This window comes from Phaeobacter sp. BS52, from assembly GCF_045040595.1.
GTDB lineage: Bacteria > Pseudomonadota > Alphaproteobacteria > Rhodobacterales > Rhodobacteraceae > Phaeobacter > Phaeobacter piscinae.
On record NZ_CP090662.1, the window covers coordinates 2,463,968 to 2,477,040 of the forward strand.

The window sequence follows — 13,073 nt, forward strand, 5'->3', positions numbered from 1 at the left end:
CTGGCTTTTTCAGTATCAGGGCCTCAGGCCAGCAAACGCCCCGCGCGCACCCACCACGCAGGATGCCCCACCCGCAAATGGTCTGCGGCGGCCTGTGCCTCTGCCTCTGTTGGGTAGAGACCATAGCAGGTCGCGCCCGAACCAGACATGGCGTGATACAGGGGCGCCGTCTCAGACAACGCATCCAGAACCTCTCCAATCACCGGCTCCAATCGGATCGCTGGCGGCTGAAGGTCGTTGCGCTGTGTCTTGAGCCATGCCGCCAAATTTCCAACGGTGCCCCAGGTCGGCAGTTCGGCAGGCATGGCAGGGTTGTCCCGTTTGCCCATCGCGCGGAAAATCGCAGGCGTGGCAACGGACACGCCCGGATTGATGAGTGCAATTGCGCAGTCTGGCAGCGGCGACAGACCGTCCAGCTGTTCACCGATCCCACGCATCCGCTGCGTGCCCGGCGACATGCAGACCGGCACATCGGCACCCAGCGGCAGGACATCCTGCGTGCCCGGCAGGGGGAGCCCCCACAGTTCCGCAAGTGCCCGAAGAGTCGCCGCCGCATCAGAGGACCCACCGCCAATACCAGATGCGGGCGGCAGGTTTTTCTCCAGTGACAGCGCAGCACCGCGCCCAGGATCCATCAACGCTGCGGCCTTCATCATCAGATTGCTGGCATCCACCGGCACGCCTGCTGCCATCGGCCCGGTCACCTGCAGCGATCGTTCATCCGACGCAGCAACCGTGATCCGGTCACCGATATCAGCAAAAACCACCAGCGAATCAAGGAGGTGATAGCCATCTGCGCGTTGGCCAGTCACATGCAGGGTCAGATTGATCTTGGCCGGGGCAAAGGCCTCAACCGTCATGGGCAACCTTCAATGGCGCTGCTCCCTCTTCCGCGAGAACCGCATCCAGCCCGGCGTCCAGTTTGCGGCGAATACGCTCTGGGTCGGCCTCGCTGTCGGTATCCTCCGGGTCGATGAAGGACAGCGCCCGCTTCCACTGGAATTCAGCCTCACGGGCCCGACCAACGGCCCAGTAAACATCGCCAAGATGATCATTCACCACCGGATCCACCGGCATCAGCTCAACGGCAGTCTCCATATGGCCAACCGCCTCTTCATAGCGCCCCAGTCGATAAAGGACCCAACCAAGGCTATCAACGATATAACCCGCATCAGGCCGTGCCGCGACAGCGCGCTCAATCATCGAAAGGGCCTCATCCAGCTTGATCTGCTTTTCCACCAGTGAATAGCCAAGATAGTTCAGCACCTGGGGTTGATCGGGGCGAATATCCAAAGCCGCGCGAAAATCAGCCTCCGCCTGCTCCCAGTTCTTCAGCCGCTCGTGACAGATTCCGCGGGCATAGAGCAGGAACCAGCGCCCCTCGACGCTCTCATCCATCAGATCCAACGCGGTATCATAGGCGGCGACCGCGCCGCTATAATCTTCCTGCTGGCGCAGCAGGTCACCCAGATTGGTGTGAACCGGCACTTCCTTTGGGAAGTCGCGCGCCAACTGCTGCAACACCTCGGCGGCGGCATCCGGCTTAGCTGCACGGCGCAGGGCCTCAGCCCGGCCCAGTTCAGCCGCGTGATAATCTGGGTGGTCGCGCGGCACCTGTTTGTAGAGATCAATCGACAGGGTATAGCGGCCCAATTGGTCAAACAGCTCAGCCGCGAGCAGCAGCGCATCCACATGATCTTCGCGCAGGGCTGCAGCGACGCGCGCATACATCAGCACATAGTCATCCGCCATCTCACCATTGAGTGCCGCACCCATGGTGAAAAACACTTCGGCAATGCCCTGTCGCGGTGTCGCCGCCAACGCGTACGGCAGCGTTTCGCCGTCTTTCAATCGCTTTGACACGGCCGCCAGGCCCGGATCCAGTTGTCCACTAAAAGCCTCGGAAAGAACCTCCAGCGCCCGTTCGTTGCGCCCCAGCTGAGACAGGATTTCAAGCCGCGCAATCACCGCCCGGCGTGACGTATTGGTCAGCTGCCCCTCATCGGCGGCAAACAGCGCCTCCGCCCCCTCATAATCGCCAACGGATGCAAGCGCCAAGGCACGGTGATAGCGCGCAAAGAGGCCCAGCCCGTCTTTCTTTCCCAGTTGGTCGAACTGCGCCAGCGCATCATTCACCGATCCGGCGCCAAGATACGCCCAGCCCAACAGCAGCCCATCAACCAGCGCGTTGATTTCATATTGTCCGTCTTGCTGCGAGGTCACGCGCTCAATGATGGTCTGGTAGTCCTCTGCCATCACCAGACTGGCGGTCATGACAATATTGGCAACCTGACTGCGCGCGCCCATTTCGGACAGGCGTTTCGCAACCGGCGCTGCCCCTTTGACGTCGCCCAGCGCCAGCCGTGCAAAGACCACATGCTCCATCAGCAGCGGGTTCTGCGGATCGCGCACCAACGCCCGATTGTAATAATCTGCCGAGGCCTGAAAATCGCTATCCAATGTCGCCGCCCGCGCCGCCAGATACGCCCCGGAAAGCCCATCTGCATGCGCCGCATCGGCCTGCAAGAACATCGGCAGGGTGGTCGTCGCGGCAAGAGCCGCCGCACATGTCAGGCTGCGAAAGAATCGGACGGGCACGGGGGGCCTCCTCTTTGGTGACTGGTCAATATCTGCCTCGCCACAAAGCGTAGAGCGCCACCCCTTAACACGCAATGGGGCAGCCCGCAGGCTGCCCCTATTATTCCGGCAAATACTCGCCGAAACCGCTCGCGACATGATCACATGTTCGGGTAGTTCGGCCCGTCACCGCCCTGAGGCGTGGTCCAGGTGATGTTCTGGCTCGGATCCTTGATGTCGCAGGTCTTGCAGTGAACGCAGTTCTGGAAGTTGACCACAAACTCTGGTTTGCCGTCTTTTTCGACCACTTCATACACACCCGCCGGGCAATAGCGCTGCGCCGGTTCCGCGTATTTCGGCAGGTTCACCTGAATCGGTGTATCCTGATTGCCAAGGCGCAGGTGGCAGGGCTGGCTTTCCTCGTGGTTGGTGGCCGCAAATGCCACGTTGGTCAGGCGGTCAAAGGACAGGACACCATCGGGCTTGGGATAGTCGATCGGTTTGTGCTGATCTGCAGGCTCGGTCGCCTCAGCATCGTTCTTGCCGTGACCAATCGTTCCGAACAGGGAAAAACCAAATGTGTTGGTCCACATATCCAGACCACCCAGCATCAGGGACGCAGTCAGCCCCCACTTGGACCACATCGGTTTGACATTGCGCACCTTCTTGAGGTCCGCGCCAATCGCACCGTCGCGCACGCTGACTTCATAGGCGGCCAGCTCGTCGCTCGAACGCTCTGCCTTGATGGCGTCATAGGCCGCTTCGGCGGCGGCTTTGCCGGACAGCATGGCGTTGTGGTTGCCCTTGATGCGCGGCACGTTGACCATACCCGCAGAACACCCCAGAAGCGCGACGCCTGGCGCCACCAGCTTGGGCATGGACTGATAACCGCCTTCGGTGATCGCACGGGCGCCATAAGCGACGCGTTTGCCACCCTTCAGCAGCTCTGCCACCATCGGGTGATGCTTGAAGCGCTGGAACTCCATGTAGGGATAGAGATGCGGGTTCTTATAGTTCAGGTGAACCACGAAGCCGACATAAACCTGATTGTTGTCCAGGTGGTAGATGAACGAGCCACCGCCAGCATTGGAGCCAAGCGGCCAGCCCATGGTGTGGGTAACAGACCCCTCTTTGTGCTTGGCTGGATCGATCTCCCAGATCTCTTTCATGCCAACGCCGTATTTCTGCGGCTCCTTGCCATCAGACAGGCCGTATTTGGCGATCACTTCCTTGGACAGCGAACCGCGCACCCCCTCGGAGAGGAACACGTATTTGCCATGCAGTTCCATCCCCGGCTCGGTGTTGGGACCGTAGGAGCCATCAGCCTCCAGGCCGAAGACACCGGCAACCACGCCTTTGACTTCACCGTTGTCGCCGTAAACCAGCTCGGAACAGGCCATGCCGGGGAAGATCTCGACGCCCAGCTCTTCGGCCTGCTCTGCCATCCAGCGGCAGACGTTGCCCATAGAGACGATGTAGTTGCCGTGGTTGTTCATCAGCGGCGGCATCGGGAAGTTGGGGATGCGGATCTGCCCCGCCTCACCCAGCATGTAAAAATTGTCGTCCTTGACCGGCACGTTCAGCGGCGCGCCTTTGTCCTTCCAGTCAGGGATCAGCGCATCCAGACCGCATGGGTCTAGCACTGCGCCTGACAGGATATGCGCGCCCACTTCGGAGCCTTTTTCCAGCACCACGACCTGCAGGTCGCTGTCCAGTTGCTTAAGTCGGATCGCCGCAGACAGACCAGCCGGGCCTGCCCCAACGATCACAACGTCGTATTCCATCGCTTCACGTTCAATCTCGGCCATTGCGGGCTCCTTGGCTGTAGGTCTGAGCCATCCCGTGCGGGTGGCGTATCCTTGGCGTAATTTTGTTTCGCGGTTGCTTAGCGGGTGGCAGAGGCACTGGTCAATCCAAACTCTACGTTACACTGCTGTAGAACCCTCAAATGCGACAATTCGAGCGTCAGTTTTCGTCATTTGGAAGAGTATTCCCGTCGTTCACCGTCTCTGAGGGCTTATCCCCCAACAGATAGCGCGGTCCCTGCCCTTTGGCAGCAGCCGCATCATCGGGATTGTACAGCTTGCAGGTGGGCAACGACAGGCAGCCGCAGCCGATGCAGCCGTCCAGATTATCGCGCAAACGCTCGAGCGTTTCGATTCGGGCATCCAGATGGCTGCGAAAAGCGGCGGACAGATTGGTCCAGTCAGCCTTGGTCGGGGTCCGCCCGCCCGGCAGGCTTTTCAGAAAGTCGCGGATCTCCGGCAGTGTGAAGCCGAACTTCTGCGCAATCATAATGAAACTCAACCGCCGCAGATCCGCCCGGTGAAACCGCCGCTGCCCGCCCGTATTGCGCCAAGGCTCAACCAGCCCCTGTGCCTCATAGTAGCGGATTGCCGATACCGCCAGGCCTGTGCGTTCCGCCAGATAGCCGATGGTCAACCCGTGAGATGCAGCCATGAAATACTCCCTACCAGTCCCTGAGATTCCGTCGCGTCTCAGCCTGCGGGCCGAGAAAAATCACAAAACATCAAAAAAATCCTTGAGCTAAAGTTAGGTTTAGAAATTACGACTCAATCAGGCAAGAGAAAACACAAAGGAGCCTGACATGACCGTACGTCTTGAACACGCAAACATCACCGTGTCCTCTCCCGAGAGCACTGCCGCCTGGATGCAGGATGTTTTTGGCTGGCACATTCGCTGGCAGGGGGAGGCCATCAGCGGCGGCTACAGCCTGCACGTGGGCGAGGCTGACAGCTATCTGGCGCTGTACTGCCCCCCGGAACCCCTGGCCGAGGCCCCGACCAGCTACGCCATCAACGGGGGGCTCAACCATATCGCCGTTGTTGTCGACGATTTGGACGCCGTCGAAACACGGGTACGCGCGGCTGGCTTCACCCCGGGCGAGCATCACGACTATGAACCGGGTCGCAGGTTCTATTTCCGAGACCGGGACAATATCGAATTCGAGGTGGTACAATATGATGCTTGATCTTCTCTGGCACAGCAGCCACCCACGCGCGGTTTTACCCACCCAGCGGCGGCACCCGGCCCCGACGATATTGTCACAGCAGCGCGCGACGACACCCCAGCTGCAACGGATCCGACACTCTTCCCCGATCAGCCGTCTGATCAGCTTGCTGCAACGGCTGGATCCCCGGCCACGGGTGCCCCGCCACAGCATCACCGGCAAAACATCCAGCCTGCCGGAGGATTCCTGACCGCACCAAGACGCTGGCGCGATGAAGCCAAAACCGGACCGAAGTCGGCCGACACATTGCAAGTTTCTCGCCGACCCTCTGTCCGGGGGCGTCTAAAAAAGCGGAGTTTTCCGCCTGTTGGCATGAAATCGCTGTGGACAGGCAACCCCGCCCTCTTGCATTCGGCGGCAGGATTGGGTCAGGTAAATGCGACACAACCGGTTTGTCCCGCTGTCAGTTCGGCAGTGGGACAACCGGTTTTCCTATAGACGCGAACCGCCACGCCTGGTGGCCAAACCTGACACGATATCTGGACACAGACATGGAAAAGATCCCGATGACCCCCACGGGTCACGCCGCCCTCGAAACTGAGCTGAAGACCCTGAAATCGGTGGAACGCCCGGCGATCATCAAGGCCATCGCCGAAGCCCGTGAACTGGGCGACCTGTCGGAGAACGCCGAGTACCATTCCGCGCGCGAAAAACAGTCCTTCATTGAAGGTCGCATCAAGGAACTGGAGGGCATCCTGTCGCTGGCCGATGTGATCAATCCGGCCAAACTTTCCGGTGCGATCAAGTTCGGCGCCAAAGTCACCGTCGTCGACGAAGACACTGACGAAGAGAAGACCTGGCAGATTGTCGGCGAACATGAGGCCAATATCGAAGCCGGTCTTTTGAACATCAAATCTCCCATCGCCCGTGCCCTGATCGGCAAGGAAGAAGGCGACAGCGTCGAAGTCCGCACCCCCGGTGGGGACCGCGCCTATGAGATCCTCAAGATCATCTACGCCTAACCACTGCAACGGCGTGGCGCACCATACAGGCGCCCCGCCCACCTCACCCAGCCGTCGCACCCTGCGGCATGTGCCAACCCAGTACACCCCTGTTTCCGAGCAACAGTATGACCCGTTCCAGTTCCCCAGCCGCAACGCCGCCCACCAGCGCCCTTGATGCGCCGCCGGAACGACCAGTCTTTGGCCTGATCGAGGCCGCAGCACTCGGGCTCAGCGCCCTGTGGTTTCTGGTGGTGGTTGCGATCTTTGTATTGGGTGGCACAGCAAACACGCCAGCAGCGGGATGGCCGGATATTCTGCTGCGTATCGTCGCGGTGATCCTGCCGATTCTGCTGATCTGGGTGGGCGCCATCGCCTTGCGATCAGCGCAGGTGATGCGGGATGAATCACAACGACTTCACGCGGCCATCGACGGGATGCGCAACGCCTATATTGCCCATGCCCAGCAGGCGGCCTCGGTTGCCGAACCTTCGGTGACGCGCAAGCTGGATGAAATCGCCGCCGCGACCCGCAAGACGGAAACCGCCCTCGCCACCTTCCACACCAGCCGCCGTGACCGGCCGATGCCGGGGATCTCCACCACCGCCGCAGCAGGGGGCGAGGTGACCGATCAGGGGCTTCTGGCACTTGGCACCCCCGCCGAGGATCTGGCCACTCCGCTGCCCTCCACCCAGTTGATCCGCGCGCTGAACTTTCCGGAAACCGCAGAGGATGAGGAAGGCTTTGCCGCGCTGCGTCTGGCCCTGCAGGATCGTAAGGCTGCACAGGTTATTCAGGCCGCGCAGGATGTGCTGACCCTGCTCAGCCAGGATGGCATTTACATGGACGATCTGCGCCCCGATATGGCGCGTCCTGAAATCTGGCGTCAGTTTGCCCAAGGCACCCGTGGCCGCGCCGTGGCCGCCCTTGGCGGGGTCCGCGACCGCAGCTCCCTTGCGCTGACCTCCGCCCGGATGAAGCAGGATCCGATCTTTCGCGATGCAGCCCATCACTTCCTGCGCCGCTTTGATCAGATGCTGGCCGAGTTCGAGGAAGAGGCAAGCGATACGGATATTTCATCGCTGGGCGAAACCCGCACCGCCCGCGCTTTCATGCTGTTGGGCCGTGTGGCTGGCACCTTTGACTAACACCGCGCGGTTTACAGGCCGAAACTTGCATAGGGTATGAAACGCACCGGGTCACCGGGTTGGATCGTGGCCGCACCATCCGCCAAGTCAACCAGCCCTTCCGCCCAGCTGAGGGAGCTGACCCGTCCTGAGCCTTCGGATTTGAACACCTCGACCTTGCCATCCCGCACGCGGGCACGCAGATATTCCCGCCGCCCCGGCTTCTTCCGCTTCTGAAAGGCGGCAGGCAGATCAAAGCCCTGCGGCTCCACCCAGCGCGCACCCGCCATCAGCCCCATGGCCGGGCGCGCAAAAATCAATGTGCAGACCATCGCCGCAACTGGGTTTCCCGGCAAACCAAACACCGGCACCCCCTGCCACAGCCCCAGCGCTAGCGGTCGGCCCGGCTTCAAGGCAATCCGCCATTGCTGCATCGCCCCGCTTTCGCGCAGCAATGCCGACATATGATCCTCATCCCCCGCAGACGCCCCGCCGCTGGTCAAGATCACATCGACCTGTGTCGCCGCGCGATCCAGGCGGTTGCGCAACGCCGCGCGATCATCGGGCGCTTTCCCCAGATCCACAGCAACGAAACCCATCCGGGTCAGCAAGCCCAACAACATCGGACGATTGGCGTCATAGATCTGACCCGCCGCCGCAGGCTCCCCCGGTTCCACCAACTCATCGCCGGTAGAGAGAACGCCCACCCGCAGCAGCTGTCGCACTGGCAGTTCAGACACGCCCGTCGCCGAGGCGAGCGCCAGATCCGCAGGGGTGATCACCCGCCCCTTGGACAGGATCAGATCACCAGCAGCCGCATCCTCGCCCGCCTTGCGGGTATTGGCGCCCGTCTTCAGCGGCCCATGAAAGGCGATCTCGGCGCCCTCCCGGCTGACATCCTCCTCAAGGATCACGGTATCCACACCAGACGGCAGCGCCGCGCCAGTCAGGATACGAATAGCCTGCCCGGCGGCGACCTCCCCCTCATAGGCCAACCCGGCAGCGGCCCGCCCCTCAGTGAGCGGCAGCACCTGCGGCCCATCTTCTATCGGGCCAGCAAACCCGTAACCATCCACGGCGGTATTCGCCTGCGGCGGGTTGCTGCGGGCTGCAAACACGTCCTCAGCCAGCACCCGGCCAAGGCTTGCGGCCAGCGATACACTCTCAACCGCAGTCACCGCAGTCAGGTTCTGTCGCAGATGGTCCAGCGCGACATCTACCGGCGTCCAATCCACCCCGGCGGGCAAAGCAAAGCAGTCATTGCGCAGGGGCGGCGGGGCAAGGGTTTTTTTTACCTCAGTAATTGCCAATCGGGCCTGTCGATCAAGCAGCTGACCGCAACCAGCCCCCAAAATCCACGCCTCCTCCATCGCATCCGAACTTGGCGCGGTAAACAGAGCGGAAAATGCCGCCTCATCCAATGCTGACAATGCTTGCGACAGTAGACGCACTTGTGTCTTGTCGCGGATTTCATTCGGGCCATCATTCGCGCTCGCCAGTTTGACAGCTCCCTCAATAAGACCCGGCCAGACCTCGGCAAACACCAGACGAGCGGACTCAATTTCCTGAAACGGCCAAACTTTAGCGTGATGCCGCTCCCGCAACCGCTCCAGAGTTGGCAATCCCATCAAAATTTGGCTTCCAACCGTAGGGTTGAAAAACAACTGAAAACACGACGACGAAGCTTTGGCGACCAGGTCTGTTTTGCGCCGCTCTGGCACCAACTCATAGACGATACCGGATTTGCGGTAAGGTATCTCAGGCCAAGCCTCATCGTTTGGCTTACCCCAAAGCGGGCCTTTGCCCCGAAAAACTCGATTTATTTCTGACGCAACTGCAAAGCGATTGTTCCGCCCCATTTCATCATCGGTGATGCGCTCTGAGAGCCATCGCCAAACCGCAAAGGGATCATCCTTGCCTGTCAACTGAGCAGCAAACCCCTTAGGGTAACCAAAAGGAAAATCGAACCCAGCCAAAACCCGCCGTCCTGCGAGGCGTTCTGCGTCGAAAAAAGTGTTCAGCCATTGCTCCGCCTCAATACGAGAACGGCAATAAACTTGCTCCACCGACACCCCCGCACGCGCAACACCCAGCCAGATCGCATTCTTACTCACTTTCACAGGCCTGCGTTTACCCGCGGACCAGTCGGCAACAAGCACCGTATCAAACATCGTCAAAGCTCAATGTCCCCCGCGATGAAATCCGCAATCGCGGCTGTATCGTCCAGATCAAACACTGGCCGGTCGAGATGAAGCGGAACATCGCTGGCGATGGCACGAATCGTTGCGTCCTCGGGCGCAATAAGTGGCTGGCCCGCTGCCGTGCGATAGGCCTCGATCTTCGGGTGGGTCTCGCGTTTGAACCCTTCGACCAGCACCAGATCGACCGGGCGCAGCCTGGACAACAGCTCAACAAAACTCGGCTCATCCGCTCCGCGCAGCTCCTGCATAATCGCAACCCGGTTTGGCGAAGCAAGGATCACCTCAGCCGCCCCAGCCGCCCTGTGACGATAGCTGTCGGTGCCTGGCTGATCCACATCCGTGCTGTGATGGGCGTGTTTTAACGTCGAAACACTGTGGCCGCGCCGACAGAACTCAGCGACCAATCGCTCCATCAATCCGGTCTTGCCGCAGTTTTTCCAGCCCGTGACACCGTAGATCTTCATCGCAGCAATGCCTCCGCCTGCGCCAGATCGTCCGGTGTATTGACGTTGAAAAACGGATCAAAAGGCTCGGCCTCAAATAGGGCTTCGCGCCCCTGGTGCTGATCGGTCCAAAGCACCACCTTGCGCAGACCACCCTGCAAGGCCGCGCGCAGGTCATCGCGCAGGGCCACCGGCCAGAGGCCAAAGGTCGGATGTCGGTTTACCCGGCGGCGGCCACCGGATTTCAACTCTTCTCCGGTGCGTGGCGTTGTCGCCAGCACCAACGGATGCACCTGCCCGGCGGCGCTTTCGCTCAGGCGCGCGACGAGATCCTGCGGGAAAAAAGGCGTATCGGCCGCAACGGTCACGATGCTGTCAGCCCCCTGTTCGGCGGCCCAGTCCAATCCCGCCAGCACCCCGGCAAGCGGCCCGGCAAACCCATCGATACTATCCGCAATCACCGGCAGCCCCAGGTCGTCGAAACGCGCAGCCTCCCCATTGGCATTCAAAGCCACCTGCTCCACCTGCGGCGCCAGGCGATCGATCACGTGACGGATCAGGCTACACCCACCAACCTGCAGGCGCCCCTTGTCGCCACCGCCCATGCGGGTCGCGAGACCTCCTGCGAGGATGACGCCCAACGGTCCGTTTTGTCTCATGACATCTCCTCTTTGCGCGCGAAATGACCTGGCTTCGAAAGTAGAGCCCACATGCAAGGCACCTATCGTTCTGCGCTCTTGCGCCGATGCGCCTTTGCCTCTGCGGGCACATTGGCCGGATCCATATCCCGGATCAGCCGCGCCTCCCCGGACAGACAGATAAACCGCTGCCCACGCATCCGGCCGATGAGTGTCAGGCCCAACTCCTGTGCGATCTCCACACCCCAGGCGGTGAAGCCGGAGCGCGACACCAGCACCGGGATCCCCATCATCGCGGTCTTGATCACCATCTCTGAGGTCAGCCGCCCGGTGGTGTAGAGGATCTTGTCGGACACCTCTGCGCCCGTGCTCTGGATCCAGCCCGCAATCTTGTCCACGGCATTATGCCGTCCGACATCCTCCATATAGACCAGCGGGCGATCTTCCTGACATAGCACCGTGCCGTGAATGGCGCTAAGCCTCAAGATAGAGCGAGGGCGTGCGATTGATCTTATGGGCCAGCGCATAAAGCCAGGAGCTGCGCACGGGCGTCTGCGGCAGCACGACCCCCTCAAGCCCTTCCATCATATCACCAAACACCGTGCCCACGGCGCAGCCGGATGTGCGGGTCTTCTTCTGCAGCTTGTCTTCATAGGAGGTTTCAACCGCGGTCCGAACCACCACCGTCTCCAGCTCTTCGTCATAGTCGATGGCAGTAATTTCATCACCGGGGTGCAACATGCCCTGATTGCGCAGAAAGCCGAGCGCCAGATACTCAGGATAATCCCCGATGGTCATTGCCGTCACGATTTCCTGACGGTTGAGGTAGATCGTCAGCGGTCGTTCCTCCACCACCGAGATTTCTGTTGCCGTGCCAGTGTGGTCGATCCCCTGAACCGCCCGCGTCAGCCGCGTATCTGCAGGCGCAGGGGCAATCACATATTCGGCCAATACCGACGCCAGATCAGAGCCTTCTTCAGCCATCATCAATTGCAAACCTCCGCCACCAGGCTTATGCCATCTGAGCAGTAACCTAGGACCAGATCATGGCAATCACCACCACGAAATCGGCGTTTTGGAAGGGGTTTCGCGACGGCGCGCCCTTCCTTCTGGTCTCGGGACCATTTGGGCTACTGTTTGGCGTTCTCGCCGCCGAAGCGGGACTGATTGTCCCCGAAGCCATGATCTTCTCGCTCTCGGTCTTCGCCGGGTCAGCACAGTTTACGGCCCTGCAGCTGATGGAAGAGAACACACCACTGGTGATCATCCTGATTTCCGCTCTGGCAGTGAACCTGCGGGTTGCGATGTATTCAGCATCGCTCACACCGTACCTCGGCGGCGCTCCTCTGTGGCAGCGCGCCTGTGCCGCGTATCTGACGGTTGATCAGTCTTATGCACTCTCCATCGTGCAGTTCGAAACCCACCCGCAGATGACCCTGTCGCAGCGTATGGCCTATTTCTTTGGCACCAATGGCTGCGTGGCGCCGGGCTGGATGATCGCCACCTATATCGGCGCATTGGTCGGCACCCAGATCCCCGCCAGCTGGGGTCTGGATTTCGTCTTGCCGCTGGCGTTTTTGGCTATGATCGGGCCAATGCTGCGCACGCCGACCCATGTTGTGGCCTGTTTCGCCGCCGTCGCCACCGCCCTGCCTGCTACTGCGCTGCCCTATAACCTTGGTCTGATTGTTGCAGGCCTCGTCGGCATGATGGCCGGTGCTCAGGCCGAAGTCTGGCTGGAGCGCCGCCAAACTGCAAAGGATCCGTCATGACCCAGGCCCCCGATCCAACCCTGCTCTGGACCATTATCATTGGCCTTGCCATCGGCAGTTTTGCCCTGCGGTTTGCCTTCATCGGGCTCATGGGCGGGCGCAGCATGCCACCCTGGCTGATGCGTCATCTGCGATACACGGCGGTCGCGATCATACCGGCACTGGTGACGCCTCTGGTGGTCTGGCCGACCCCAACTGGCGGGACGCCCAGCCTTCCGCATCTGGCGGTTGCGGCGGCGGTTTTCGCACTCGGCTACTGGACGCGAAATGTGCTGATCGCCATGGGCAGTGGCGCGATTGGCTTTCTGCTGCTGTTTCTGTTTTCAGCCTGATCCATACCGAT

General features: G+C 60.8%; 13 protein-coding genes and 1 pseudogene. 6 read left to right on the forward strand and 8 right to left on the reverse strand.

The window, feature by feature from the left end; genetic code table 11:
* Positions 1 to 23 precede the first annotated feature (23 nt).
* The 4 genes from L0Z65_RS11910 to soxR form a co-directional block, all read right to left on the reverse strand.
* Complete coding sequence (locus L0Z65_RS11910; protein WP_405107844.1) at positions 24 to 860, reverse strand: 4-(cytidine 5'-diphospho)-2-C-methyl-D-erythritol kinase; 837 nt, start codon at positions 858 to 860, stop codon at positions 24 to 26.
* Positions 850 to 2,598: a tetratricopeptide repeat protein gene (locus tag L0Z65_RS11915; RefSeq protein ID WP_405107847.1), complete on the reverse strand. Its 1,749-nt coding sequence runs from the start codon at positions 2,596 to 2,598 to the stop codon at positions 850 to 852. The genes L0Z65_RS11910 and L0Z65_RS11915 overlap by 11 nt, the downstream gene beginning before the upstream one ends.
* A gap of 140 nt (positions 2,599 to 2,738) precedes the next feature.
* Positions 2,739 to 4,385 carry a 4Fe-4S dicluster domain-containing protein gene (locus L0Z65_RS11920; protein WP_405107850.1) on the reverse strand — a complete coding sequence of 549 codons (1,647 nt, stop codon included), beginning with the start codon at positions 4,383 to 4,385 and terminating at the stop codon, positions 2,739 to 2,741.
* Between the two features lie 157 nt (positions 4,386 to 4,542).
* Positions 4,543 to 5,037 carry a redox-sensitive transcriptional activator SoxR gene (gene soxR / locus L0Z65_RS11925; protein ID WP_102897730.1) on the reverse strand — a complete coding sequence of 165 codons (495 nt, stop codon included), beginning with the start codon at positions 5,035 to 5,037 and terminating at the stop codon, positions 4,543 to 4,545.
* Positions 5,038 to 5,185: 148 nt separating this feature from the next.
* Here soxR and L0Z65_RS11930 point away from each other — a divergent pair, with 148 nt between their 5' ends.
* The 4 genes from L0Z65_RS11930 to L0Z65_RS11945 all read left to right on the forward strand — a co-directional run bounded on the left by L0Z65_RS11930 (position 5,186) and on the right by L0Z65_RS11945 (position 7,697).
* Positions 5,186 to 5,569, forward strand: a complete 384-nt coding sequence (locus tag L0Z65_RS11930) for a VOC family protein (RefSeq protein WP_040180624.1) — start codon at positions 5,186 to 5,188, stop codon at positions 5,567 to 5,569.
* Positions 5,559 to 5,798 carry a hypothetical protein gene (locus L0Z65_RS11935; RefSeq protein WP_405107854.1) on the forward strand — a complete coding sequence of 80 codons (240 nt, stop codon included), beginning with the start codon at positions 5,559 to 5,561 and terminating at the stop codon, positions 5,796 to 5,798. Before L0Z65_RS11930 ends, L0Z65_RS11935 begins: the two co-directional genes overlap by 11 nt.
* Positions 5,799 to 6,099: 301 nt before the next feature.
* The gene (gene greA, locus L0Z65_RS11940; protein WP_024098515.1) at positions 6,100 to 6,570 is read left to right on the forward strand and encodes a transcription elongation factor GreA; all 471 of its coding nucleotides are present in this window, start codon (positions 6,100 to 6,102) and stop codon (positions 6,568 to 6,570) included.
* 107 nt (positions 6,571 to 6,677) lie between these two features.
* On the forward strand, positions 6,678 to 7,697 hold the full coding sequence (locus L0Z65_RS11945) for a hypothetical protein (RefSeq protein ID WP_405107858.1): 1,020 nt from the start codon (positions 6,678 to 6,680) through the stop codon (positions 7,695 to 7,697).
* 11 nt (positions 7,698 to 7,708) lie between these two features.
* Here L0Z65_RS11945 and glp read toward each other — a convergent pair whose 3' ends face one another.
* The 4 genes and pseudogenes from glp to L0Z65_RS11965 form a co-directional block, all read right to left on the reverse strand.
* Complete coding sequence (gene glp / locus L0Z65_RS11950) at positions 7,709 to 9,847, reverse strand: gephyrin-like molybdotransferase Glp (protein ID WP_405107861.1); 2,139 nt, start codon at positions 9,845 to 9,847, stop codon at positions 7,709 to 7,711.
* 2 nt (positions 9,848 to 9,849) lie between these two features.
* Positions 9,850 to 10,341 carry a molybdopterin-guanine dinucleotide biosynthesis protein B gene (gene mobB / locus L0Z65_RS11955; RefSeq protein WP_405107864.1) on the reverse strand — a complete coding sequence of 164 codons (492 nt, stop codon included), beginning with the start codon at positions 10,339 to 10,341 and terminating at the stop codon, positions 9,850 to 9,852.
* Positions 10,338 to 10,979, reverse strand: a complete 642-nt coding sequence (gene mobA, locus L0Z65_RS11960) for a molybdenum cofactor guanylyltransferase MobA (protein ID WP_405107867.1) — start codon at positions 10,977 to 10,979, stop codon at positions 10,338 to 10,340. The genes mobB and mobA overlap by 4 nt, the downstream gene beginning before the upstream one ends.
* Before the next feature lie 62 nt (positions 10,980 to 11,041).
* Positions 11,042 to 11,945: pseudogene (locus L0Z65_RS11965) on the reverse strand (formate dehydrogenase accessory sulfurtransferase FdhD).
* A 59-nt stretch (positions 11,946 to 12,004) separates the two neighbouring features.
* Here L0Z65_RS11965 and L0Z65_RS11970 point away from each other — a divergent pair.
* Positions 12,005 to 12,730, forward strand: coding sequence for an AzlC family ABC transporter permease (locus L0Z65_RS11970; protein ID WP_405107870.1), 726 nt, complete (start codon positions 12,005 to 12,007; stop codon positions 12,728 to 12,730).
* Positions 12,727 to 13,062 (forward strand): AzlD domain-containing protein, encoded by a 336-nt coding sequence (locus L0Z65_RS11975; protein WP_024098523.1) that lies wholly within the window; start codon positions 12,727 to 12,729, stop codon positions 13,060 to 13,062. Before L0Z65_RS11970 ends, L0Z65_RS11975 begins: the two co-directional genes overlap by 4 nt.
* Positions 13,063 to 13,073: the final 11 nt, after the last annotated feature.